Annotated in this window: 22 protein-coding genes; 17 read left to right on the plus strand and 5 right to left on the minus strand. The window is 71.2% G+C overall.

The genetic code is table 11. The features are described from left to right. The 4 genes from VKN16_07145 to VKN16_07160 all read left to right on the plus strand — a co-directional run. Positions 1-406, plus strand: a 406-nt coding sequence (locus VKN16_07145; protein HME93973.1) for a MaoC family dehydratase, incomplete at its 5' end; no start/stop codon positions are given. A 5-nt stretch (positions 407-411) separates the two neighbouring features. Further along, positions 412-1,296, plus strand: a complete 885-nt coding sequence (locus VKN16_07150; GenBank protein HME93974.1) for a CoA ester lyase — start codon at positions 412-414, stop codon at positions 1,294-1,296. Between the two features lie 38 nt (positions 1,297-1,334). Then, a complete protein-coding gene (locus tag VKN16_07155) occupies positions 1,335-2,897 on the plus strand; it encodes a glycosyltransferase family 39 protein (GenBank protein HME93975.1) in 1,563 nt (520 codons plus the stop codon). Beyond that, positions 2,894-3,616, plus strand: a complete 723-nt coding sequence (locus VKN16_07160; protein ID HME93976.1) for a glycosyltransferase family 2 protein — start codon at positions 2,894-2,896, stop codon at positions 3,614-3,616. The genes VKN16_07155 and VKN16_07160 overlap by 4 nt, the downstream gene beginning before the upstream one ends. 278 nt (positions 3,617-3,894) lie before the next feature. On the opposite strand, the gene VKN16_07165 is transcribed toward VKN16_07160, so the two are convergent. Both VKN16_07165 and VKN16_07170 read right to left on the minus strand, forming a co-directional pair. Further along, positions 3,895-4,791, minus strand: coding sequence for an NAD(P)-dependent oxidoreductase (locus VKN16_07165; GenBank protein ID HME93977.1), 897 nt, complete (start codon positions 4,789-4,791; stop codon positions 3,895-3,897). Beyond that, positions 4,788-5,306, minus strand: a complete 519-nt coding sequence (locus VKN16_07170; GenBank protein HME93978.1) for a RidA family protein — start codon at positions 5,304-5,306, stop codon at positions 4,788-4,790. The genes VKN16_07165 and VKN16_07170 overlap by 4 nt, the downstream gene beginning before the upstream one ends. 139 nt (positions 5,307-5,445) lie before the next feature. Between VKN16_07170 and VKN16_07175 the strand changes: the two genes are divergently transcribed. The 9 genes from VKN16_07175 (at position 5,446) to VKN16_07215 (ending at position 13,957) form a co-directional block, all read left to right on the plus strand. Continuing rightward, positions 5,446-6,633, plus strand: a complete 1,188-nt coding sequence (locus VKN16_07175; protein ID HME93979.1) for an amino acid ABC transporter substrate-binding protein — start codon at positions 5,446-5,448, stop codon at positions 6,631-6,633. 78 nt (positions 6,634-6,711) lie between these two features. Further along, a complete protein-coding gene (locus VKN16_07180; GenBank protein HME93980.1) occupies positions 6,712-7,587 on the plus strand; it encodes a branched-chain amino acid ABC transporter permease in 876 nt (291 codons plus the stop codon). Continuing rightward, positions 7,584-8,504: a branched-chain amino acid ABC transporter permease gene (locus tag VKN16_07185; protein HME93981.1), complete on the plus strand. Its 921-nt coding sequence runs from the start codon at positions 7,584-7,586 to the stop codon at positions 8,502-8,504. The genes VKN16_07180 and VKN16_07185 overlap by 4 nt, the downstream gene beginning before the upstream one ends. Positions 8,505-8,509: 5 nt before the next feature. Beyond that, on the plus strand, positions 8,510-9,214 hold the full coding sequence (locus tag VKN16_07190) for an ABC transporter ATP-binding protein (protein ID HME93982.1): 705 nt from the start codon (positions 8,510-8,512) through the stop codon (positions 9,212-9,214). Between the two features lie 7 nt (positions 9,215-9,221). Beyond that, complete coding sequence (locus tag VKN16_07195; GenBank protein HME93983.1) at positions 9,222-10,673, plus strand: glycosyltransferase family 39 protein; 1,452 nt, start codon at positions 9,222-9,224, stop codon at positions 10,671-10,673. After that, complete coding sequence (locus VKN16_07200; GenBank protein ID HME93984.1) at positions 10,651-11,298, plus strand: class I SAM-dependent methyltransferase; 648 nt, start codon at positions 10,651-10,653, stop codon at positions 11,296-11,298. Before VKN16_07195 ends, VKN16_07200 begins: the two co-directional genes overlap by 23 nt. 59 nt (positions 11,299-11,357) lie before the next feature. Further along, positions 11,358-12,023, plus strand: a complete 666-nt coding sequence (locus tag VKN16_07205) for an ABC transporter ATP-binding protein (GenBank protein ID HME93985.1) — start codon at positions 11,358-11,360, stop codon at positions 12,021-12,023. Positions 12,024-12,076: 53 nt separating this feature from the next. Further along, on the plus strand, positions 12,077-13,132 hold the full coding sequence (locus VKN16_07210) for a cytochrome c3 family protein (protein HME93986.1): 1,056 nt from the start codon (positions 12,077-12,079) through the stop codon (positions 13,130-13,132). A 42-nt stretch (positions 13,133-13,174) separates the two neighbouring features. Beyond that, positions 13,175-13,957: a type II CAAX endopeptidase family protein gene (locus tag VKN16_07215; protein HME93987.1), complete on the plus strand. Its 783-nt coding sequence runs from the start codon at positions 13,175-13,177 to the stop codon at positions 13,955-13,957. 107 nt (positions 13,958-14,064) lie between these two features. Here the strand turns inward: VKN16_07215 and VKN16_07220 are convergent, their stop codons facing one another. Further along, a complete protein-coding gene (locus VKN16_07220; protein ID HME93988.1) occupies positions 14,065-15,426 on the minus strand; it encodes an MmgE/PrpD family protein in 1,362 nt (453 codons plus the stop codon). A gap of 94 nt (positions 15,427-15,520) precedes the next feature. Here VKN16_07220 and VKN16_07225 point away from each other — a divergent pair, with 94 nt between their 5' ends. Both VKN16_07225 and VKN16_07230 read left to right on the plus strand, forming a co-directional pair. Beyond that, on the plus strand, positions 15,521-16,852 hold the full coding sequence (locus VKN16_07225) for a hypothetical protein (protein ID HME93989.1): 1,332 nt from the start codon (positions 15,521-15,523) through the stop codon (positions 16,850-16,852). Positions 16,853-16,947: 95 nt separating this feature from the next. Further along, the gene (locus VKN16_07230; protein ID HME93990.1) at positions 16,948-20,541 is read left to right on the plus strand and encodes an adenylate/guanylate cyclase domain-containing protein; all 3,594 of its coding nucleotides are present in this window, start codon (positions 16,948-16,950) and stop codon (positions 20,539-20,541) included. Here VKN16_07230 and VKN16_07235 read toward each other — a convergent pair. Next, the gene (locus VKN16_07235; GenBank protein HME93991.1) at positions 20,525-20,779 is read right to left on the minus strand and encodes a hypothetical protein; all 255 of its coding nucleotides are present in this window, start codon (positions 20,777-20,779) and stop codon (positions 20,525-20,527) included. The two genes, VKN16_07230 and VKN16_07235, sit on opposite strands and share 17 nt — an antisense overlap. Positions 20,780-20,958: 179 nt before the next feature. Between VKN16_07235 and VKN16_07240 the strand changes: the two genes are divergently transcribed. Beyond that, complete coding sequence (locus VKN16_07240) at positions 20,959-21,783, plus strand: isocitrate lyase/phosphoenolpyruvate mutase family protein (GenBank protein ID HME93992.1); 825 nt, start codon at positions 20,959-20,961, stop codon at positions 21,781-21,783. A gap of 61 nt (positions 21,784-21,844) precedes the next feature. Then, positions 21,845-22,204 carry a DUF427 domain-containing protein gene (locus VKN16_07245; protein ID HME93993.1) on the plus strand — a complete coding sequence of 120 codons (360 nt, stop codon included), beginning with the start codon at positions 21,845-21,847 and terminating at the stop codon, positions 22,202-22,204. A 1-nt stretch (position 22,205) separates the two neighbouring features. Here VKN16_07245 and VKN16_07250 read toward each other — a convergent pair whose 3' ends face one another. After that, positions 22,206-23,252, minus strand: coding sequence for a hypothetical protein (locus VKN16_07250; protein ID HME93994.1), 1,047 nt, complete (start codon positions 23,250-23,252; stop codon positions 22,206-22,208). Positions 23,253-23,471: the final 219 nt, after the last annotated feature.

Here is a 23,471-nt window from a genome sequence, read left to right on the forward strand (position 1 = left end):
GCATCAGCCCGGGCGCACCATCACCGAATCCGACAACGTCTTCTTCACCTGCCTCACCATGAACCCGCAGCCGCTGCACATCGACTTCCACGCGGCCCAGAAAGCAGAGTTCGGCAAGCCGCTCGTGAACAGCCTGCTCACGCTGGGCATCGCGGTGGGCCTGAGCGTCGGCGAGACCACGCTCGGCACCACCGTCGGCAACCTGGGCTTCGAGAAGGTCGAGTTCCCCAAGCCGGTCTTCCACGGCGACACCATCTACTCGGAGACCGAGGTGGTGGAGAAGCGCGAGTCGAAGTCGCGCCCGCAATGGGGCGTGGTGATCTTCGAGCACCGCGCCCGCAACCAGCACGGCGACGTGGTGATGCGCTGCCGCCGCGCCGCCATGATGCGGCGCCGCGCGTCCTGAGCCCGATGCGCCGATCGCTGCACTTCGTCCCGGGCGGCAACGAGAAGATGATGGCCAAGGCGCTCACCTTGCCCGCCGACGGTCTCATCCTCGATCTGGAGGACGCGGTCACGCCCGATCGCAAGGCGGCGACCCGGCCCGTCGTGCGGCGCTGGCTCGAGACCCTCGACTTCGGGGGGCGCGAGCGGTGGGTCCGGATGAATCCCATCTTCACCGAGCACGCCGAGGCCGATCTGGCCGAGACCATCGCGGGCCGCCCCGACGGCTACGTGATGCCCAAGCCGCGCCGGGCCGAGGACGTCCGTCGGGTGACCGATCGCCTCGATGCCCTCGAGCAGAAGCACGGGCTGCCCTTCGGCTCGACCCGGCTCGTGCTGATCGCCACCGAGACGCCGGAGGGGCTGCTCAACATCAAGGAGATCGCGGCGGCCAGCCCACGGGTCGCCGCGGTCTCGTGGGGCATCGAGGACCTGTCGGCCGCGATGGGGCTGCCGCGCACGCGCGACGAGCACGGCCGCTATCTCGACATCCCGCGCTACGCGCGGGTGATGTGCGCCGTGGCGGCGTCCGCGGCCGGGGTCGAGGCGCTCGACACCGTCTACACCGACATCCCCGATCTCGACGGCCTGCGGCGCGAGTGCCTCGAGGGCGTGGCGATGGGCTTCAGCGGCAAGATCTCGATCCATCCGGGCCAGATCGAGGTGATCAACGCCGCGTTCACCCCGTCGAAGGCCGACGCGGAGGACGCGGTCGCCCTCATCGCCGCGTTCGAGGAGCACGCCCGCCGCGGCGCGGGCGCCTTCGCGTGGAAGGGCCAGATGATGGACATGCCCCATCTCACCCGCGCCCGCAAGATCGCGGAGCAGGCGCGACGGGCGGGGGTGATCTGAGCCGTCGCCGAGCCGCCGCGCTGCTCGCGCTGCTGCTCGTGTCGTCGCTGGTGGTGTTCAGCCTACCCGTCGGGCGCCGTCCGCTGGCCAACCAGGACGAGGCCCGCTTCGCGCTCCTCGCCCGCGAGGGGGTGGAGCACGGCCACTGGCTCCTGCCTCGCGTCCGCGGCGTCATCTACCTCAACAAGCCGCCGCTCTATTTCTGGACGGTCGGCCTCCTCGCGCTGCCCTTCGGGGTGGTCGACGACGCCACCGCCCCGCTGGCCTCGATCCTGTGCGCGCTGGTGACGCTGCTCGCGGTGGTCGCCCTCGGACGCCGGCAGTGGGAGGTGGACATCGGGCTGACCGCGGGCCTGGTGCTCGCCACCGCGCCGTTCTTCTACTTCATGTCGCACCAGGTCCTCTCCGACATGATGCTGACCGCGTGGCTCGCCTGGGCGCTCTATTTCCTGCTGCGCGCGCGACAGGCCGCGTCGCCCGGCCGCCTGCTGGCCGGCTATTACCTCTGCCTGGCCGGCGCGCTCGCCACCAAGGGCCCGGCCGCGCTGATGGGGCTGGCCGCGGCCCTGGCGGTGGTGCTGATCGAGGACGGCTGGCGCGGGCTGCGCTGGCTGCGCCTGCCCATGGGCCTCGGCCTCCTCGCCCTGTGCACGCTGCCGTGGGTGCTGCTCTACCTGCTGCAGACCGAGCGGAGCTACGTGGGCGGCGTGGTGGTGGGGCACTACGGCGAGTGGTACTTCCGCGAGAAGCCCGGCTCGCGGCTGGCCGCCGTCGGAGACAACCTCGGCCGCTTCCTGCCGTGGACGCTCTTCCTGGTTCCCGGCCTCTGGTGGTGGTGGCGCGACCGCGATCCGCGTCGGCGGCCGCTGCTCGCGTGGACGGTGACCATCGCGGTCGCGGTGAGCCTCTCCGGCGAGCAGCGCGCGCGCTATTTCCTGCCCGCGCTGCCCGCGCTCGCGGTGCTGGTCGCCGAGGTGCTGGTGCGGGCGCCGCGTGAGGGCGGCCGCCTCGGACGCCGGGCGATCACGGCCACGTACGGAGCGCTGCTGCTCGCGGCGGTGGCGGCGATCGCATGCCTTCTGGGTCCGTCCGGCCGGGGCGCGCTCGGCGTCGATGTGTTCACGCCGGCCGCCGGGTGGGAACGGTGGCTGGTGAGCCTCCTGATGCTGGGCGGACTCGTGGCGGCCCTCGTCATCCTGGCCAGGCGCGGCTCGGGCATCGCCGCGACTCTGGCGGTGACGACCGCCCTCGGCGGTATCCTGTTCGTCGAAGGATGGAGCTATCCGGTGCGCTACGCGGAGCGCCTGAACATCCGCGGCTTCACCGCCGCGATGGCCGCGACGCTCTCGGCCGACGAGCGGGTGCTCGCGTATCCCGACGCGAATCTCTACTACGACTTCTACCTGCGACGGCCGGTGCGTGAGCTGGGCACCGCCGCCGAGCTGGACACGCTCCTGGCCTCCCCGCAGCCGGGCGACGTGCTGCTGATGCGGGAGGCGGCCTGGGCCGCGGCGCGGCCGCGCGCGGAGTCGCGCTGGGAGGTGCGGCTGACCGGCCAGGTCGGGAACCATCCGATGGTCCTGCTCGGCCCGCGGCGATGAGCGTCGCCGCCCCGGAGCTGTCGGTCGTCCTGCCCGCGTTCAACGAGGAGGAAAGCCTGCCGCAGGTCTGGTCGGAGGTGTCCGGAGTGCTCGACGCCCTGGGCCGCTCCGCCGAGGTCATCTTCGTGGACGACGGCAGCGCCGACGCCACCCCCGACATCGTGCGGTCCTTCCGCGCGGCCGATTCGCGCGTCCGCCTGATCCGCCTCGCGGCCAACGCCGGGCTCTCGGCCGCCCTGGACGCGGGCTTCACGCGGGCGCGCGGGCGCATCGTCATCACGCTCGACAGCGACCTGCAGAACGATCCGCGTGACATTCCCCGCATGCTCGACGCCCTCGAGGGCTACGACGCGGTGACCGGCTGGCGGCAGCGCCGCGACGATCCCTGGCTGAAGTGCATCTCCTCCCGCATCGCCAACGGCGTGCGCAACGCGGTCACGCGGGAGAGCGTGCACGACAGCGCGTGCACGCTGCGCGTGCTGCGGCACGGCTGCCTGTCCTGCCTGCCGCGCTTCCGCGGCTTCCATCGCTTCGTGCCCACGCTGTTGCGGATGGCCGGCTGCCGCGTGCTCGAGCTGCCGGTGGGCCACCGCGCGCGGCGGTTCGGCGTGTCGCACTACGGAATCCGCAATCGCGCGTTCGTGGCGTTCGAGGATCTGCTCGCGGTGCGGTGGATGCAGGAGCGGCGTCTCCGGTACGACGCGACGGAAGAGCCGTAGACCTCGGGCGGGGTTGGGGGGCGGGGGCCGCGCGCGGAGACACGCTGAGTCGCGACGGCCGTGACCACTCGACGGAGCCACGAGATGAGAGCGCTGCGCTTCGCTGGCGCGCAGAAGCCACGGTCTCCGCGCGCGGCCCCCGCCCCCCAACCCCGCCCGAGGCGTTGCCGGTACCTGATCAGCGTCCCGGAAACAGTGGCGCGGCACCGCCCCCTTCGGCGGCGCCTATGCGTGCGTGCTCCGCGTTGGAATGTTGCGCAGGGGTGCGCCTGATTTCTCTAGAGCTTCTTGCTGGGGGGGAGGTTGCTGAGGTGGGCGAGGAGGTCGAAGAGGATGGCGAAATCGTACTTGGCGAGGCCGAGGCCCTTGGCCGCGGTGAGCAATTCGTGGGTGAGGGCGACCGAGGGCAGCGCCACGCCGGTCGCGTGCGCGAGATCGAGGGCCAGGCGCATGTCCTTCTGGATCATGTCGACGTCGAAGAGGGCCTCGGCGGGCATGCCGAGCACGAACGGCGCGCGGTACTTCACCATCGGTGAGGCCACCACGCTCTTCAGCACGACCTCCACCGCGCGCTCCCGCGCGATGCCGGCCTTCTCGGCCAGCAGCACCGACTCCGAGAACGCGAGCATCTGCACCGCGAGCGCCTGATTGACCGCGATCTTCATGCTCTTGGCCAGCCCGACCCGGCCGACGTGCGTGATCGTGGGGCCGATCGCGAGCAGGAACGGCCGCGCGCGCTCCAGCACCGACGGGTCGCCTCCCACCATGAACGAGAGCTGACCCGACTCGAGCGTGACCGGGCTGCCCGACACCGGGGCGTCGAGCAGCGCGGCGCCGCGCGCCGAGACGTCGGCGGCGAGCCGCTCGACGACCGCCGGGCTCACCGTGCTCATCTCGATCAGGATGCCGTCGCGGGTCAGCCCGGCCACGAGGCCCTGCGGCCCGCGGGTCACCGCCTCCAGCGCGGCGTCGTCGGTGACCATGGTGAACACCGCGGCGGCGCGCTCGGCGACCTCGCGGGGGGACGCGGCCAGGCGCAGGCCCGCGCGCACGAGGTCGGCGGCCTTCGACGCGGTCCGGTTGTAGCCGTGGACGGTGTAGCCGGCGTCGAGGAGCCGTCGCGCCATCCGGCCGCCCATCGCGCCGAGGCCGACGAAGCCGAGGGGCGCAGTCATTTGCGGCGGGCGGACAGCCTCTTACTCCTGGTGGGTCGTCTGCGTCCCTTGGACTGTTCTCGTGTTCGTTCGGCTCGCCTTGGGCTGCGCCTCGCCCTGCCGACCGCGATCACGCTGATCTCGATCTTGCAGTTGGCGTGGGTCGCGAGCCGCGAGACCTCAACCGTGGTGGTGGTCGGCCGATGAGCGCCCAGGTACGAGCCCCAGACCGCGTTGAGATCGTCCTGCTCGGCGACGTCGGTCAGGAATCGCGTCGCCGAGACCACGTCGGCCAGCGTACAGCCCGCGGCGGCCAGCGTGGTCTCGAGGTTCTGCATCAGCAGCACCGCCTGCTCGCGCATGCTGGTCGGCAGATCGAACTCTTCCTCGCGGTGGGGATGGCTGTGGTAGACGGGCGCGGCGGTGAGGCCCGAGAGGAAGAGCAAGCTCCCGCGCCGGACCAGCAGCGCGGGAGCGTAGGGCATCTCCACGTGCCGCTTGTCCGGATGATGTATGGCCTGAACGTCCTTTCGCATGACACGGCATGATTGACGCTCGCCCCGCCGCCGTCAAGCGTCTTTCGGGGCCGGAACCTTGACACCTTCCGGTATGTTTGCTAGAAGAAAGACCCACTTCGGCCGCTCCGCCCGATCCTGTCCTCTCAGGAGGAATCGCATGACAACCAGGTGTCTCAAGCGCGCCGTCTCGGCCGCCCTCGCCGGCGTCGTGCTCGTCTCGCTGCCGCTGCCCGCTCCCGCGCAGACGCCCATCCGCATCGGCGCCTCGCTGTCCGTCACGGGCACCTACGCCAAGCCGGGCACCCAGCAGAAGGAAGGCTATGACGTCTGCGTGGACGAGCTGAACGCCAAGGGCGGTCTGCTCGGCCGCAAGGTCGAGTTCGTGGTCTACGACGACCAGTCGATGCCGGCCACCGCGGTGAAGCTCTACGAGAAGCTGATCACCGAGGACAAGGTCGACGCGGTGATGGGGCCGTACTCCTCGGCGGTGAGCGAGGCGGTGGCCAACGTGACCGAGAAGTACAAGAAGGTCATGGTGGCGCCGCTCGCCGCGACCACGTCCATCTTCAAGAAGGGCCGCAAGTACATCTTCATGGTGATCTCGCCGGCCGAGGTATACCTCGAAGGCCTCGTGGACATGGCGGCCAAGCGCGGACTGAAGACGGTGGCCATCATCAACGAGGACACCCTCTTTCCGAAAGCGTCGGCCGCCGGCACCGCGGAGGCGGCCAAGAAGCGCGGCCTGCAGGTGGTGCTGCAGGAATCCTATCCCAAGGGCAACACCGACTTCTCGGCGCTCCTCGTGAAGATCAAGGCGCTCAATCCGGACGTGATCGCGGCGGGCACCTACTTCGACGACGCGGTGGCGATCACCCGCCAGATGAAGGAGCTGAACGTCAACCCGAAGATGTTCGGGCTCACGGTGGGCGGAGACTTGCCCGAGTTCCACGACCTGCTCAAGCAGAATGCGGAATACGTCTACGGCTCCACCCAGTGGGACGACGCGCTGCCGTATCCGGGGGCGAAGGATTTCTTGACCGCCTTCACCCGGAAGTTCAAGCACGAGCCGTCGTATCACGCGGCGGCCGGCTACGCGGGCTGCCTGATCTACGCGGAGGCGGTGAAGCGGGCCGGCTCGCTCGACGCGGACAAGGTGCGCGAGCAGCTGCTGAAGCTCGAGACCAAGACCGCGTTCGGCGACTACAAGGTGGACGCCGACGGTTTCCAGGTCGCCCACAAGATGGTCATGCTGCAATGGCAGGACGGCAAGCGGGTGGTGGTGTGGCCCGACGATCTGGCCAGCGGCAAGCCGCGTTACCCGACGCCGGAGTGGAACAAGCGGTAGCCCGCCGCCGTTGCTGAGCCGTCCCGCCGCGCGCGTCCGCCGAGACCTCGGCGGGCGCCGCCGGGCGCCGGAGGCCTCGTGGGCGTCCTGATCACGCCGACCATGATCGGCCAGGTCGTGATCTCCGGCCTGCTCGCCGGCTCGCTCTACGCGCTGGTCGCCCTGGGCCTCGGGCTGATCTTCGGCGTGATGCGCGTGCTGAATGTCGCCCACGGCCCGCTGATGATGCTGGGGGCCTACACCACCTTCTGGCTCTTCCATTGGTGGGGGTTCAATCCCTACCTCTCGCTGCTGATCACCATGCCCCTGCTGTTCCTGGTCGGGGTGGTGCTGCAGCACTTCCTGGTGCGCCGCGTGGTCGACGCCCCCGAGCTGTCCTCGCTGCTGCTCACGTTCGGCGTGTCGATCGCGCTCGTGAACCTGGCCCAGCTCGCCTTCACCTCCGACCTGCGCTCGGTCGAGTTCCTCACCGGCTCGTTCATCGCGGGCCCCTACGCGCTGTCCAAGCCGCGGCTGGCCGCGTGCGCCTTCGCGGTGGCCATCACCATCGGCGCGTTCGTGTTCCTCCGGTCCACCCGGCTCGGCAAGGCGGTGCGCGCGGTGTCCCAGAGCCGTGAGGTGGCGCAGGTGTGCGGCATCGATGTGCAGCGCATCCACCTGCTCGCCTTCGGGATCGGCTCGGCGCTGGCCGCGGCCGGGGGCACGCTGGTCGCGGTCATGGTCGCGATCCAGCCCGAGATGGGCCAGGTCTACACGTTCAAGTCGTTTCTCGTCATCGTGCTGGGCGGTGCGGGCAACTACCCGGGCGCGTTGCTGGGCGGTCTCCTCCTCGGGCTGGTGGAGCAGCTCGCCTCGCTCTTCCTCACCACGCAGGTCAACGAGGCGGTGGCCTACGTGCTGCTCGTCCTGGTGCTGCTGATCCGGCCGACCGGCCTGCTCAAGGGGCGCGTGTGAAGCGCGGGCTCCCGATCGCGCTCGCGCTGGCCGCGATCGGCCTCACGCTCTATCCAGTGCAGGCGACCGGGTACGGCATCCGCGTGATGCTGCAGCTGTTCATGTGGATCGCGCTGGCCCAGTCCTGGAACCTGATCTCCGGGCTCACCGGCTACGTCTCGTTCGGCCACGTCGCGTTCTTCGGCACGGGCGCCTACGCCTCGAGCCTGCTGATCGTGAAGGCGGGATGGCCGTGGCCGCTCGCCTGCCTCGGCGGCGGGGTGGTGGCCGCGGGCGTGGCCCTGGTCATCGGCTGGCCGTGCCTGCGGCTGAAGGGGCCGTACTTCGCCATCGCGATGCTCGGCCTCAACGAGGTGCTGCGGGTGATCGCGTCCTACTACGAGGGGCTCACCGGCGGGGGCAACGGCCTCTCGCTGCCCACGCTGTATGCGAGCGTGCAGATCTACTACGCGATGGGGCTTGTGGCCGCCGCGGTGACGCTGGTGGCCTACGTCATCCTCACCTCGCGCTTCGGCCTGCGGCTCATGACCATCCGCGAGGACGAGGTGGCCGCCGAGTCGATGGGCATCGACACCCTCCGCTACAAGCTCTACGCGTTCCTGCTCTCCGCGATCGGACCGGGCATCGTGGGGGGGCTCTCCGCCCGGGACCAGGGCTACATCGAGCCCATCTCGGTGTTCCCGCTGATCATGACCATCACCATGATCGTGATGGTGCTCTTCGGCGGCAAGGGCACGATCTGGGGGCCGGTCCTGGGCGCCACCGTGCTGTTCGCGTTCCAGGAGGCGGTGTGGGCGCGCTTCATCTATCTCCACCAGCTGCTCTTCGGCGCCATCATCGTGGCGGTGGTGCTGCTGATGCCGCGCGGGATCCTGGGCGTGCTCCAGCAGAAGTACAACCTGCCGCGCACCATCTGAGCGCGATGCCGCCGGTGCTCGAGGTTCGGGAGGCGGTCAAGCGATTCGGCGGCGTGGCCGCGGTCAACCGCGTGTCGCTCTCGCTCGAGCCGGGCCGGGTCTACGGGCTCATCGGCCCCAACGGCTCGGGCAAGACCACGCTGTTCAACTGCATCACCGGCGTGGATCGGGTCGACGAGGGCGAGATCTGGTTCAAGGGCCGCCGCATCGACCGGCTCAAGCCGCACCGGATCTTCCACCTCGGGATGGGGCGCACCTTCCAGGTGATCCGCGTGTTCCCCGAGCTGACCGCGCTGGAGAACCTCCTGGTCGTCACCACGAGCGGCTACGAGGAGGCGCGCCGCCGCGCCCGCGACCTGCTCGGGCTGGTGAAGCTCGAGCGGCTCGCCGACGAGTTCGCGGGCAATCTCTCGTACGGGCAGCAGAAGCTCGTGGAGCTCGCCCGGGTGCTCATGACCGATCCCGATCTGATCCTGCTCGACGAGCCGGCGGCCGGGGTCAACCGCACCCTGCTCAATGAATTGCTCGACGCGGTCCGGCGGCTGCGCGACCAGGGCAAGACCGTGCTGCTGGTCGAGCACGACATGAAGGTCGTGATGGGCCTCTGCGAGACGGTGTTCGTGCTCGATCACGGCGAGAAGCTGGCCGAGGGGGCGCCCGGCGTCATCCAGGCCGACGAGCGGGTCATTGAGGCCTATTTCGGCCGCTAGCGCGCTGGTGCTCGCGTACCTGCTCTGGGCCTCGCGCGGCTGGCCGCTGATCCACGACGCGCCCCTCATGCACTACATCGCCTGGCTGATCGATCAGGGCGGCGTGCCGTACCGCGACGCGTTCGACATGAACCTGCCCGGCGTCTACCTGCTGCACATGGCCGTGCTGCGCGTCGGGGGAGCGGGCGACGTGGCGTGGCGGCTGTTCGATCTGGGCTGGCTCGCCGTCACCTGCGGTGTGCTCGCGGTCTACTGCCGCCGCATCGGCGAGGGCTGGGGGCCCGCGGCCGCGGCGCTGCTGTTCGCGGTCTACCACCTGAGCGGCGGCGCCTGGCATGCGGGGCAGCGCGACTACCTGCTCTGCCTCTTCCTCCTGCTCGGCGCCTGGGGCGTCGCGCGCGGCACGGAGCAGCCCGGGCCTGGCGCCTTCGCCTGGGGCGGCCTCGCCCTCGGCGCGGCCATGACCATCAAGCCGCACGCCGCGCTCTACTGGATCGTTTGCGCCGCGGTCGCCGCGCGCGATCGATCGCGCGCGGTCTCGCCCTGGCGGGCCGCCGGGCTCGTGCTCGCCGCCGGGCTCGTGGTGCCGGCCGCGGTCTTCGGCTGGCTGGCCTGGCGGGGCGGGCTCCGGCCGTTCCTCGATCTCTTCGGCGGGTACGTCGTTCCCCTCTACAGTCATGTGGGCCGAGTGTCGCCGTGGCCGGCGATCGGGCAGCATCTCTATGGTCGTCGCCTGATCGCTCTGTTCGGCCTGCTCGTCGTGCTGGCCCTGCTCGCGCCGATGCCGCGGGAGCCGGCCGCCAAGGGGTTGGCGCTCGGCGGCGTGCTGTACGGTCTCGTCCACTTCGTGGCTCAGGGCAAGGGGTGGGAGTACCAGCTCTATCCGTTGGCCGCCTTCTGCTGTGCCCTGGCTCCCGCGGCGGTGGTGTCCGCTCGCCGCGCCCGGTGGTCGCGGCTGCTCGACCTCTTCGGGGCCCGTCGCCCTCTGGGCCTCGCGGCGTGGGCCCTGCTCGTGACCGTGCTCGGAACCAAAGCGGTGAAGATGTCCGCCACAGATGGGATCACCGAGAAGGCCGACCGGGTCGCGGCCATCACGCGCGACCTGCAGCCGCTGGCTCCGCTCGGCGCCACCGTACAGGTCATGGACACCACCGCGGGCGGCATCCATGCGCTGCTGCGGCTGCACCTGCGGCAGCCCACGCGCTTCATCTATGACTTCCCGTTCTTCCACGACGTCGGCGACCCTCGCATCGAGGCGCTGCGCGCCGAGCTCATCGACGGGCTCCTGGCCGGCCGCCCGGCCGCCATCGTCGTCCTGGAGGAAAGCTGGCCCGACCCGGACCGTGGCTACGGCCGGCTCGAGACGTTTCCGCGCCTCCAGGAGTATCTGGAGCGCGCCTACGAGCCGCCGCTCGAGGGCCCGGGATACCGGATCTATGCGAAGCGAAGCGATTCGTAGCGTCATCCGCGCGTACGACGACCCGATCGTGCGGGCGTACTGCTGGGGCCGCTTCTGGATCCTGCGCCAGCGCTTCCTCGACGAGATCGGGCAGTACCTGCCGCCCCGCGGCCGCGTGCTGGACCTGGGCTGCGGCTTCGGCCTGTTCTCCCTCTACTACGCGACGGCGCGCCCGGCGCTCAGCGTGGAGGGCTTCGACCGCAACCCGCGTCGCATCGCGATGGCGCGCGCGGCCGCGGCACGGCTCGGCCTGCCCAACGTGCGCTACGAGGTCGGCGACGTGATGGACTTCCGCGGCGGCGAGCGGTTCGACGCCGCCTACATGCTCGACATCGTGCACCACATCCCGCCGCACGCGGTGCGCCCCCTCGTGGAGCGCGTGGCCCGCACGCTGCCGGAGGGCGGCCGGCTCCTCGTGAAGGACGTCGACCGGCATCCGGCCTACAAGCGCTGGTTCACCCTCGCGCTCGACAAGGTGATGGACCCGGCGGCGCCCGTCCGCTACTGGGGCACCGAGGAACTGCAGAATCTGCTCGAGGAGGTCGGCTTCGACGTGCACCGACACCTGATGGTGGACGTGCTGCCGTATCCCCACGTGCTCTACATCGCCCGGCGGCGCGCGTGACCGGCGACGCCGGACCGGTCCTGCTGCGTGCCGAGGCCATCACCGCGGGCTACGGCAAGATGGCCATCCTCCACGACGTGACGCTGGAGGTGCGGACCGGCGAGATGGTGAGCGTGATCGGCCCCAACGGCGCCGGCAAGTCCACCGCGTTCAAGACCATCGTGGGGTTCCTCCGGCCCACCCACGGCCGGGTGCGCTTCGACGGCCAGGATATCACCGGGCTGAGGCCCGATCAGGTGCTGCACCGCGGCCTGGCCTACGTGCCCCAGGGTCGCATCGTGTTCCCGCAGATGACGGTGCTGGAGAATCTCGAGATGGGCGCCTACATCGAGCGCGACGCCGGCCGCATCCGCCACGCGCTCGACCGCGTCTACACCTTGTTCCCGATCCTGGCCCAGCGCCGGGGCCAGAAGGCCGGCACGATGTCCGGGGGCGAGCAGCAGATGGTGGCGATCGCGCGCGCGCTCATGACCACCCCGAAGCTGATCCTGCTCGACGAGCCGTCGCTCGGGCTGGCTCCGAAGTTCGTCTCGCTGATCTTCGACAAGCTGAGCGACATGCGGCGCGCCGGCTTCACCTTGATGGTGGTGGAGCAGAATGCGGCCCGGGCGCTGGCGGTGGCCGACCGCGGGTACGTCCTCGAGCTGGGCCGCAATCGGTTCGAGGGCGGAGGCCAGACGCTCCTGCAGGACCCGGAGGTCAAGCGCCTCTACCTGGGCGGCTGACCGTCATTTCGGTCTAGGCTTTCCGCGGGTTTTTGAGTATATTCGGAAAGCTCATGCGTACGACTCGACCTGCCGTCTTCGGTAGTGCGGCCATCGCGGCCGTCCTGATCGGAATCCTCATCGGCTTTCCCCTATCCGCGGCCAAGTCCGCGACCGCGCCCGCCTCGGGCCAGAAGGCCGCGTCGGGACACGGGGCCGCGGGTGGCGTCGATCCGCGCGTCATCGACCGGGGCAAGGCTCTCTTCGGTCAGTACTGCGCCAACTGCCACGGCGATGACGCCAAGGGCGACGGCATCGCCGGACAGAATCTGCCGATCAAGCCCCAGAACCTGACCGAGGGACGGATCGTCAATGCGCTGCCGGATCATTTCCTGCACAGCGTGATCGCCCACGGCGGGCAGGCGGTCGGGCTCTCGCCGCTGATGCCGAATTTCACCCCGTATCTGTCCGACTATCAGATCAACGAGGTGATCGCGTACGTTCGGACCCTCGCGGATCCGCCGTACGATCCGACCAAGGTGCTGCCGGTGGCCACCACCCGGCAGGGCCCGGTGCAGCCGATCTTCTTCAGCCACGTCATCCACGCGGGCTCCTACCAGATCGCCTGCCAGTACTGCCACGCCAACGCGCGCCGCGGGCCGTCCGCGGGTGTGCCGTCGGTCGAGCGCTGCATGGGATGCCACAAGATCGTGGCCGCCGAGGGCAATCCCGAGGTGCAGAAGCTCCACGGCTACTGGGAGCGGAAGGAGCCCATTCCGTGGGTCCGCATCTTCAAGATCCCGGAGCACGCTCAGTTCCCGCACAAGCCGCACGTGCAGGCGGGCGTGCAGTGCCAGACCTGCCACGGCCGGATCGAGGCCATGGAGCGGGTGCACGCCGAGACCGGGCAGAACATCGTCAACGACCTGAAGAATCTCGCCCTGCTCCCGGTCGCGCCGCCGAAGCTCACCATGGGCTGGTGCGTGGAGTGCCACCGCAACGTCAACGCCAAGGGCGTGCAGGGCGTGCAGACCGCCGCGGACGCGCCCATTCCGTCGGTGCACGCGCCGGCGGGCAGCGAGAGCGAGCGCCGCAACGCCCCGCTCGAGTGCGTGACCTGCCACCACTAGCCTGACCGTTTCTCCTCTCCCGCGAGGGAGAGGCGCCGAGAGATGCGCCCGGTCTGGACCGCCCTCCTCGTCTACCTCGTCGCGGTGGTGACCGTGCTGGGCCTGCAGCTCGCCGCGGTGACCGCGCTCGTCGGCTGGCGCGGCTCGATCGAGGTGGAGCGCGATGCGCTGGTCACCCTGCTGGCCGGGGTGCCCGCCTCGTCGCTGGCCCTGATCGCCATCGCGTTCGTGGCCGGCGGCCGTCCGTCGAGCCTCACCCTGCGCCTCCGCCGCGGGAGGATCGTCGGCCGAGGCCTCGCGATCGTGGTGCTCGGTACCCTCGCGCTCAGCCAGGCGCTCGAGTCCCTCACCATCCTCCTCGGGGTGGGACCGGGGCCCGCACTGGACTGGATCGCGCGGACCATGGCCGACGCGCCGCCGCTCGGCGTGCTGCTCGCGGTGCTGGTGGTCGGCCTGCTGGCCCCGATCGGCGAGGAGCTGTTCTTCCGCGGCTACCTGCAGACGCGGCTCCGGCGGGCATGGAGCCCGGGCCCGGCGATCGTGGTCACCGCGCTGGCGTTCGGGGTGATCCACGGCGAGCCGGTCCATGGCGTGCTCGCCTTCGCGCTGGGACTCTACCTGGGTCTGCTGACCGAGCGCGCCGAGAGCGTGGTGCCCGCGATCATCTGCCACGCCGCGAACAACTCGGTCTCGGTGGTGCTGTCGGCGTGGGTGGGCTCACCGGAGAGCGGCGGCGTAAACGCGGCGATCCTCGTGGCGAGCGCCCCGGTCGTGGCAGTCGCGATCTGGTGGATGACCCGCGTACCGCGGTCGCGGCCGGTCTGACGTCCGAGCGTGTCCGGAGTGGGTCTCCGTTCCAGCGCGGGCTTCGCCCGCGCAATCTTGCTCCTGGGGGAGGCTCGGAGGGGGCCGTCTAGGCCCCCTTCGACATTTTAGCGTCCGGAGTCGAGGATCGCGGTCAGGCTCCGCAGGTCGGGGCACATGTCGAGCGACTCGACCATCTGCCGCACGGCGTCCGCCCGATCCGCCGGCAAGACCAGTCCCGCGCACTCGCGGAACTTCTCGCGCAGCGCCTCGATCGGCAGCGGATTCTCGGGATGGCCGGGCACCGGACGCGGCCCCACGGTGGCGGTGCGGCCGTCCGCGCAGCGGACCGTGACGCGCGTCCACATGTGGCGCTCGAGGTCGGTCGGGATGTCCGGGTCCACGGTCACGCGCACGCGCTCCATGAGCCGCCGGATCGCGGGGTCCTGCACGCGATCGTCCTGGAAGGTGGTGATGCCGACGCGTCCGTCGGTCAGCGCGGCCGCCGCGGAGAACTGCGCCGAGAATTTCCCCTCGAGCCCGGTGCGGGGGCGCGCGTGGATGAGGATGCGCGGGACGCCCGCGGCCACTCCGACCGTCACCTCCTCGATCTCCTCCGGCCGCACGCCGTGCGTCCGCCGGATCTCCAGCGTGGAGTCGATGATCGAGTGCGTGCAGGCGCACGAGGGATACGGCTTGACCGCGACGCCGGTGGTCAGGATCTTCCACGGCGCGCCGAGGGTGGCCAGCGGCTCGAGCGCGCGCTTGCCCGCGCCGAGCACGTTGAAGAAGCCCTGCGGCCCTTCGAGCGCGTGCTCCGACGCGGTCCAGCCCCCGCGCGCCAGGAGGGCCGAGAGCACGCCGCTGCGGGCCGCGTGCCCGGCGTGGAACGGCTTGGTCATGGTGCCGAAGTTCTCCTTCAGGCCCGAGGACTGCGAGGCGGCCACCGCGAGCGCATGACGGGTCTGCGCGCCGTCGAGGCCGAGCAGCCGCGCCGCCGCCGCCGCCGCGCCCAGCGTGCCGAGCGTACAGGTGGCGTGCCAGCCGTGCTCGTAGTGCGCGGGGTTGATGACCTCGGCGAGCGTGGTCTCCGCCTCGAAGCCGAGGAGGAAGGCGTGCACCACCGCGCGTCCGTCGGCCAGCGCCAGCTCGCCCGCGGCGAGGGCGGCGGCCAGGACCGGCGCGGAGGGATGCCCCATCAGGGCGAAGTTGGTGTCGTCGAAGTCGAGCGCGTGGGCGGCGGTCCCATTGCAGAGGGCGGCCCAGACCGCGCCGGTCCGACGGCCCGTGCCCACCACCGTGCAGAGCGGCAGGCCGCCCTCGGCCTGGGCCACCTGCTGGAGAATGCGCGACGCCGGCTCGATCGAGCCGGCCAGCATGACGCCGAGGCAGTCCAGGATCGCCCGGCGCGCGGCGTCGATCGCCGCCTCCGGGCAATCGTCCGCGCGATGCTTGGTCACGAAGTCGGCGAGCAGCGTGGTGGCGTTCATGTCCGGGAGCCTATCACACCGGAGGAAGGCCCGACCCGGCGTGGCCGATCGCCTCGCGCGCCCGCGCGGAGGCAGGTATGATCGGATCCTCGCGATGCGCCGGCTGGCCTGGCTCCTCACCGTCACCGCACTGGTCCTGACTCCCGCTTCCGCGCGGGCCCAGCTGTTCGTCGCGGCCCGTCCCGATCCGCCGTTCACCATCGGTCCGCTCGCGATCCGGGCCACCGTGCGCGAGGGCACCGGGCCGGTCCCGGTCGTGGTCGCCTTCAGCCTGCAGCCGTCGCCGGATCAGAAGTCGGTGGACCCGGGGCAGGACCTCTATCTGCTCTGGCCCGGCGAGGTGGTGAACGCGATACCCGGCCAGAAGCCCGACGCGGCGCTGGCCCGCTACGTCACCGACCGCGGCTTCGATATCACCGCGGAGGGGCGCGTCGCGCTCGCCGCGCGCAACCTGAGCGACGAGGGACGGCTCGAGCCGCAGGCCGGCGGTGCGCCCTTCGTGACGTTCGTGCAGACCGGCGCCCTCGGCCTGAGCCCGCCCGCCACCTTCATCCGCATCCCGTGGACGCCGCGGCTCATCGACCGCAGCTGGCTCATCGAGCTGACGATGGACACCGCCGGGCTCGTCAAGCCGCAGAAGGTGGGCTGGGCGGAGCGGCTCGTCCGCGGCGTGCACTACCGGATCGCGATCGGCTTTCACGAGGTGCGGGACCGCCCGCTCTTCCCGATGTACTTCGCCCATCGCGATCGCGTGGTGCACCTGGCCGACGCGCCCGCCGAGCTGGTCGTGCAGTTCCCGCAGTCCGACCGCCTGAAGATCGACGAGGTCTATCCGCCGACGTCCATTCGACGGCTGAGCGAGACGCTCGAGTCCACCGAGATCGTCTCGCTCTTCCTGGACCGCTCGGACGGGCTCACCCCGCAGCAGCTGGCCGTGCAGTTCGGCTACTTCTCGCGCACCCAGACCGCGCTGCTGGTGGCCGCGCCGCTCGTGCTGCTGGCCCTGGGGCAGGCGATGGGCCCGCTGCTGGGACGCGGCCTCGCGCGCGCGATCGGGGTGGCGGCCGCGCGGGTGCAGCTCGGCGGCTGGCGACCCGGCGGGCGCCGGCGCGAGCAGGGCGTCATCCTCCCGCGCGAGGTGCTCGCGCGCATCAAGCCCGGCACCACCACCCAGGCGGAAGTGCTGCGCCTGTGCGGCGCGGAGGTGGAGCGGCAGGAGCGGCTGCAGGACTCGGCCCGGACCACGCTCATCTACCGCGGGCGGCGGCTCGTGCCGGAGGCGCGCCGTATTCTCGGATGGCTCACCACGGTGCGCCGCTGGGAGGTCGAGCGTCACGAAGTCCGGATCGAGCTCGAGGATGACCTCGTCCGCGACGTGCAGGCCGAGGTGCGGCGCTATCGGCTGGGACCGGAAGAGCCGCGCTGAGCCATGGGAGCCGGCCGAGGGCCCCTTGACGCAAGTACCCGGAGACGCTACCCTGCCGCAACTATTCGTCCGGCGACCGCCCGAGGAGGGCCGAGGTGAAGTGTCCCCGCTGTCAGTCCCAGAACCGAGAGGGCGTCCGGTTCTGTGAGGACTGCGGCGGCCGCCTGGTGACGGTCTGTCCGAGCTGCGGCGCCGAGCTGGCCCCCGACAAGAAGTTCTGCGGCTCCTGCGGCTCGCCGGTCACGACGCAGCCGGTCGAGCGTCAGACCGGTTCCCCGCAGGGCTACACGCCCAAGCATCTCGCCGAGAAGATTCTCACCTCGCGCCAGGCGCTGGAAGGCGAGCGCAAGCAGGTCACCGTGCTCTTCGCCGATCTCAAGGGCTCGATGGAGCTGCTCGCCGATCAGGACCCGGAGGAGGCCCGCCGGCTGCTGGATCCGGTGCTCGAGCGGATGATGGAGGCGGTGCACCGCTACGAGGGCACCGTGAACCAGGTGATGGGCGACGGGATCATGGCCCTCTTCGGCGCCCCGCTCGCCCACGAGGACCACGCGGTCCGCGCCTGCCACGCCGCCCTGCGCATGCAGCAGACGGTGGGATGGTACGCCGAGGAGCTGCGTCGTGGCCGCGGCGTGGACGTGCAGATCCGCATCGGGCTCAATTCCGGCGAGGTCGTGGTGCGCGCGATCGACAGCGACCTGCACATGGACTACTCGGCGATCGGCCAGACCACGCACCTGGCCGCCCGCATGGAGCAGCTCGCGCGGCCGGGCAGCACGCTGATCTCGCGCGACACGCTCCGCCTGGCCGAGGGCTACATCGAGGTCAAGCCGCTCGGGCCGGTGCCGGTCAAGGGCATGCCCGACCCGGTCGAGGTCTTCGAATTGCTGCGCAGCGAGCAGGTCCACTCGCGGCTCGAGGCCAGCGTCGCGCGCGGGCTCACCCCCTTCGTGGGCCGCGAGGCCGAGATCGACATCCTGCACCAGGCGATGGCGCGGGCCGCGGCCGGCCACGGGCAGATCGTCGCCGTCTCGGGCGAGCCCGGGGTGGGCAAGTCGCGTCTCTTCTGGGAATTCACCCACTCCCACCGCGCCCACGGCTGGCTGACGATGGGGGCCCAGGCCACGTCCTACGGCAAGAACACCTCGTACCTCACCGTCAAGGAGCTGCTCCAGTCGTACTTCCAGCTCGAAGAGCGCGACGATCCCCGTCGCGTTCGCGAGAAGGTCACCGGCAAGCTCCTGACCCTGGACGAGAGCCTGCGGCCCACGCTGCCCGCGTTCCTGCAGCTGCTGGACGTGCCGGTGGACGACGCGGAGTGGCAGACGCCGGACCTGCCCCAGCGGCGTCAGCGGATGCTCGACGCGGTGAAGCGGCTCATCCTGAGGGAAGGCCAGGTGCAGCCGGTGCTGGCGGTGTTCGAGAACCTCCACTGGCTCGACTCGGAGAGTCAGGCCTTTCTCGACAGCCTGGTGGACAGCCTGCCGCTCGCCCGCGCGCTCGTGCTGGTGAGCTACCGCCCCGAGTACCAGCACGGCTGGGCGCGCAAGAGCTACTACACCCAGTTCCGCATCGACCCGCTGCCGCCGCAGAGCGCCGAGGAATTGCTCAGCGCGCTGGTGGGCGACGATCCGGGCCTGGACCCGCTCAAGCAGCTCCTGATCGAGCGCACCGAGGGCAATCCGTTCTTCCTCGAGGAGAGCGTGCACACGCTGGCCGAGACCAAGGTGCTGTCGGGCACGCGCGGCCACTACCGGCTCACCCGCGAGGTCCACAAGGTCCAGGTGCCGGCCACCGTGCAGGCGGTGCTGGCCGCGCGCATCGACCGGCAGCCCATCGAGGGCAAGCGCCTCCTGCAGGCCGCCGCGGTGATCGGCAAGGACGTGCCGATGGCGCTGCTCCAGGCCATCGCCGACATGCCGGAGGAGGCGGTGCGCCGCAACCTGGCCCAGCTGCAATCCGGCGAGTTCCTGTACGAGATCAGCCTGTTCCCGAGCGTGGAGTACACCTTCCGCCACGCGCTCACCCACGAGGTCGCCTACTCGAGCCTGCTGCAGGACCGCCGGCGCGCGCTGCACGGCCGCGTCGTGCAAGCGATGGAGCAGCTCTACGCCGATCGGCTGCCCGAGCACTTCGAGCGGCTCGCCCACCACGCGGTGCGCGGCGAGGTGTGGCCCAAGGCGGTGTCCTACCTGCGCCAGGCCGGCACCAAGGCGGCCATGCGCTCGGCCAACCGGGAGGCGGTGATCTTCTTCGAGCAGGCCATGAGCGCGCTCACCCGGCTGCCCGAAGGCCGGGTCGCCACCGAGCAGGCCATCGATCTGCGCCTGGACCTGCGCTCGCCTCTTCTTCAGATGGGCCAGCTCGAGCGGGTGCTGACGCTGTCGCAGGAAGCGGAGGCGATGGCCGAGAAGCTGGGCGACGAGCAGCGCCTGGCCCGGGTCTACACGTACCTGATCAACTATCACTATCTGAAGGGCGAGCCCGATCTCGCCATCGAGTACGGTGAGCGCTGCCTGCGCATCGGCGACTCGGCGGGCGACGCCTCCCTGCAGGCGCTGGCCCGCGGCTACCTCGGGTACTCCTGCCACGCCCAGGGGCTCTATCGCCGCGCCCACGCGATCCTGCGCGAGAACGTGGAGGCGCTCGAGCTGGTGCAGGGCGATGCCCCGGGCGGTCAGGCCGGCGTCTCCTACGTCACCTCGAGCGGATGGCTCGCCTTCACGCTGGCCGAGCTGGGCGAGTTCGACGCGGCCGCGATGTCGCTGGACCGCGCCCAGCGCGCCGGCGAAGCGAGCGGCCACGCCTACACCCAGACCATCGCCCGCACCATGGCCGGGCTCGCGTGGCTGCGTCGCGGCCAGCTCGAGCGCGCGCTGCCCGCGCTGCAGCGGAGCCTGGACGCCTGCCGCGAGAAGAGCCTCGACGTGTGGCGGCCGATTCCCTCGTCGCTCCTCGGGCTCACGCTGGTGCTGCTGGGACGGGTGGACGAGGGCCTGCGCCTGCTGGAGGACGGCGTCTCGCTCACCGAGGATCTCGGGGTGCGCGCCTACCTGGCGCTCTGGACCGTCCAGCTCGCCGAGGGCCTGGCCGCCGGGCGGCAGCTCGACCGCGCGGGCACGGTGGCCCAGCGCGCGCTCGACCTGGCCCTGCGCCACAAGGAGCGCGGGCACCAGGCGTGGGCGCTGCGGCTGCTGGGCGAGCTGGCCGGCCTCGCCGAGCCCCCCGCGGTGGGCGAGGCCGAAGGCTACTTCGCCAGGGCGCTCGCGCTGGCCGAGGAGCTGGAGATGCGGCCGCTCCAGGCGCGCGCCCAGCTCGGTCTGGGCCGGCTGCTCCGCCTGGCCGGTGACCGCGACCGCGCCGAGGATCATCTGGCCACCGCGCTCGGCCTGCTGCGCGAGATGGACATGCGCTTCTGGCTCTCGCGGGCCGCCGAGGAGCTGCTGCATCTGGGGCACCTGTTCGTGGTGGCGCGCCACAACATCCAGCTCTACGACTATCTCAAGCGCGAGTACGCGGGTGAGCCGGTCACGGTGATCCTCGACCGCCGCCACGGCCAGCGCCGCGAGCGCGACGAGGTCACGACTTCCGAGCGCCGGCACGCCGAGCGGCGCCGGCAGATCCAGGTCGACGACGCGATCCGGACCCGCGGCTTCGCGGTGGTCCCCGAGATCATCGGAGGAGCCTGAGGCCCGCCGAGGCCGGCTCGCGTCCCACCGACGCGAGCCCTCGATTCACCAGCCGCACCTCCGCCGCGCGCTTGCCGTCGGCCGCGGTCTGCGGCTCGAACGCGACCCGCTCGCCCACGCGCGGCATCATCCCGCGGCCGTCGCGCCCGCGCACGACGTACAGCTCCTGGTCGTCGCCCATGATCAGGCCCCACGCGGTGGGGCGGTCGTAGAACTCGATGCGGCCCGTCTTGATCACGCGGCCATCCTATGAGCGGGCGCGCGACGCCACAATGTCCAGAATTGCCGACAGTCGGGCGGCGGCGGTGGCAGTTCGGTAGAATATGGCGACGAGGCCACGCTGTTCCGACTCGCCGCACAGCTCGAGACCGCACAGCCGTGGACGGACCGCCGTCCGTCGCCACGAGGAGATCAGCCATGACCGTCAGCCAGCACGAGAAGGCGGCGCGCTTCCGCGCCCTGCACGAGGCGCCGGGCGCCTTCGTCATCCCCAACCCGTGGGACGCGGGCTCGGCGCGCGTCCTCGCCGCGCTCGGCTTCCCGGCCCTCGCCACCTCGAGCGGCGCGCAGGCCGGCATCCTCGGCCGCCGCGACGGCAAGGTCTCGCGCGAGGAGGCGCTCGCGCACTGCCGGGGCATCGTGGAGGCGACCGACCTGCCCGTCTCGGCCGATCTGGAGAAGTGCTTCGCCGACGCGCCCGCGGAGGCGGCGCAGACGATCCGGCTGGCCGGCTCGGTGGGCCTGGTGGGCGGGTCGATCGAGGACGCCACCGGCAACAAGGACAAGCCGCTGTTCGATATCGGGCTGGCCACCGAGCGGGTGGCCGCGGCGGTCGCGGCGGCCCGCGCCCTGCCGTTTCCCTTCACCCTGACCGCGCGCACCGAGAGCTTCCTGCGCGGCAACCCGAACCTGGGCGACGTGATCAAGCGGCTGCAGGCCTTCGAGCAGGCGGGGGCCGACGTCCTGATGGCGCCCGGCCTGCCCGATCTCGCCGCGGTCCGCGCGGTCTGCGCGGCGGTCTCGAAGCCGGTGAACTTCATGGTGGGCATCCCGGGCAAGTCGTTCACGGTGGCCGAGCTGACCGCGGCCGGCGTGAAGCGGATCAGCCTCGCGACCTCGCTCTATCGGAGCGCGATGAGCGGGCTGATCGACGCCGCCCGCGAGGTCAAGGACAAGGGCACCTTCGACTACGTCGCCCGCGGGGTGTCCACGCCCGATCTCGCGGCCTTCATGCAGGGGTGAGCGACCGCGCCTTGACCGGCTCCGGAGGCGAGTGCACGATGGGAAGCGGAAAGGACACCCCATGCCGACCCCGGCGCCCCACATCACGATCGAGCCCAACCCGAACCGGGTGATCGTCCGCGCCGGCGGTGCGATCATCGCCGACACCACCCGCGCGCTGGTCATGCGCGCGCCGGGGACTCCGGACGTCCAGTACATCCCGCGCGAGGACGTGGACATGGCGAGCCTGCTCCGCACGTCGCACGTCACCCACTGTCCCTACAAGGGCGATGCGTCGTACTGGAGCATCCGGAGCGGGTCGCGCACCGTGGACAACGCGGTGTGGAGCTACGAGGCGCCGTTCGACGCGATGGCCCCGATCAAGGGCCACCTGGCGTTCTACGGCGATCGCGTCGACTCGATCGAGGAGCAGGCCCGCTAGCTCACTTCGGCTCGGGCCGGCGCGGCGCGGTCCGCGACGCCACCACGATCGCGGGCTCCTCGCCCTCCCACGGCTGCAGTCCCTCGATCCGCGTGTCGGTCGCCCGCGCGGTCCGGGGATCCTCGCCCTTCACCCGCTGGCTGATCCGCGTGAACACCCGCTCGCCCGCCTGCGTGTGGCCGGCGATCGTCTGGCGCGCGGTGCGGAATCCGAGATAGCGTCCGGTCACGTCGACCGTGAAGGACCCCGCGCCGATGCCGGTGAGCACGAGCGTGTAGTCGCCCGCGGTGCCGGCCGGCACCTCCACCAGCCAGCGCTGGCCCGGCGCGCGCTGGGTCAGCGAGCCGAAGACCTGGTTCACCTCGACGCCGTCGGCGAGGAATCCTGCGGCCACGCGGCCGTCGGGCATCACCACCAGCGGCGCGACGGGGCCGGTGGCGCGGATCTCGAGCAGGCTCGCACTCGGGACGAACGGCTCGGACTTGACGGGCAGTCCCATGCGCGCCCAGCCCCACTGCCCGGCGATCAGGCTCGCCTCGGCGTGGCCGGCGCTGTTCTCCATCGCGAGCGTGCCCCGCCGGGTCCAGCACACGAAGCCGTCGGCGGTCTTCGCGGCGCCGATCAGGCCGTCGTGCGCGGTGGCCGCGTACTCGTTGGACTCGAGCGTGAGGCTCGAGCGGGCGCCCGCCACCTGCACCACGCGCGCCCACACGCGCCCGGCGTGGATGAGGATGCGGATGCCGGTCCGGGCCGGCGTGCCGATCTGCTTCACGGTGATGTCGGTGCTCGACAGCACGGTGACGGTCGAGCCGTCGAGGAACGTGACGAGCGCGATGCCGCCCACGCCGGCGCGGATGCGGTCGCCCTCGACGAGGTTCATGCCGTTGAAGCCGGGCTCGGGGGCCCCGGCGCCCGCCGGGATCCGATCGACCGGCTCGGACAGCACGCTGAGCGTCGCCGTCACCTCGCCCTGCGCCGACGCCGTCGTCGGCGCTGCCATCACGCTCAGCGCCACCAGTCCCGCTGCGACCCCTGTGCGCCACACCATGACCGCCTCCTGCCGTTCTCCCGGCGTTTTGCATCCACCCGGCCACCCGGCCGGCCGTCGGATCAAGGAGCAAGGGACACGCCAGGGGAGTCAGCCGCGTAACGTCGCCGACGACCTGAATCGGACCGAGACGCGACCGGGCAGGACGCCCGATCGCGCCGCGGCCGCGGGCACGAAGCCCGCCGCCAATTCGGGCCGCGCGGCGCCGATTGACTCGGT

The organism is Candidatus Methylomirabilota bacterium, from assembly GCA_035315345.1.
Lineage (GTDB): Bacteria > Methylomirabilota > Methylomirabilia > Rokubacteriales > CSP1-6 > CAMLFJ01.

Excerpts from the sequence above, each read along its gene's own strand:
- VKN16_07150 (HME93974.1), top strand. The coding sequence starts at position 412 with ATGCGCCGATCGCTGCACTTCGTCCCGGGCGGCAACGAGAAGATGATG.
- VKN16_07160 (HME93976.1), top strand. The coding sequence starts at position 2,894 with ATGAGCGTCGCCGCCCCGGAGCTGTCGGTCGTCCTGCCCGCGTTCAAC.
- VKN16_07165 (HME93977.1), bottom strand. The coding sequence starts at position 4,791 with ATGACTGCGCCCCTCGGCTTCGTCGGCCTCGGCGCGATGGGCGGCCGG.
- VKN16_07170 (HME93978.1), bottom strand. The coding sequence starts at position 5,306 with ATGCGAAAGGACGTTCAGGCCATACATCATCCGGACAAGCGGCACGTG.
- VKN16_07175 (HME93979.1), top strand. The coding sequence starts at position 5,446 with ATGACAACCAGGTGTCTCAAGCGCGCCGTCTCGGCCGCCCTCGCCGGC.
- VKN16_07190 (HME93982.1), top strand. The coding sequence starts at position 8,510 with ATGCCGCCGGTGCTCGAGGTTCGGGAGGCGGTCAAGCGATTCGGCGGC.
- VKN16_07200 (HME93984.1), top strand. The coding sequence starts at position 10,651 with ATGCGAAGCGAAGCGATTCGTAGCGTCATCCGCGCGTACGACGACCCG.
- VKN16_07205 (HME93985.1), top strand. The coding sequence starts at position 11,358 with ATGGCCATCCTCCACGACGTGACGCTGGAGGTGCGGACCGGCGAGATG.
- VKN16_07210 (HME93986.1), top strand. The coding sequence starts at position 12,077 with ATGCGTACGACTCGACCTGCCGTCTTCGGTAGTGCGGCCATCGCGGCC.
- VKN16_07215 (HME93987.1), top strand. The coding sequence starts at position 13,175 with ATGCGCCCGGTCTGGACCGCCCTCCTCGTCTACCTCGTCGCGGTGGTG.
- VKN16_07220 (HME93988.1), bottom strand. The coding sequence starts at position 15,426 with ATGAACGCCACCACGCTGCTCGCCGACTTCGTGACCAAGCATCGCGCG.
- VKN16_07225 (HME93989.1), top strand. The coding sequence starts at position 15,521 with ATGCGCCGGCTGGCCTGGCTCCTCACCGTCACCGCACTGGTCCTGACT.
- VKN16_07240 (HME93992.1), top strand. The coding sequence starts at position 20,959 with ATGACCGTCAGCCAGCACGAGAAGGCGGCGCGCTTCCGCGCCCTGCAC.
- VKN16_07245 (HME93993.1), top strand. The coding sequence starts at position 21,845 with ATGCCGACCCCGGCGCCCCACATCACGATCGAGCCCAACCCGAACCGG.
- VKN16_07250 (HME93994.1), bottom strand. The coding sequence starts at position 23,252 with ATGGTGTGGCGCACAGGGGTCGCAGCGGGACTGGTGGCGCTGAGCGTG.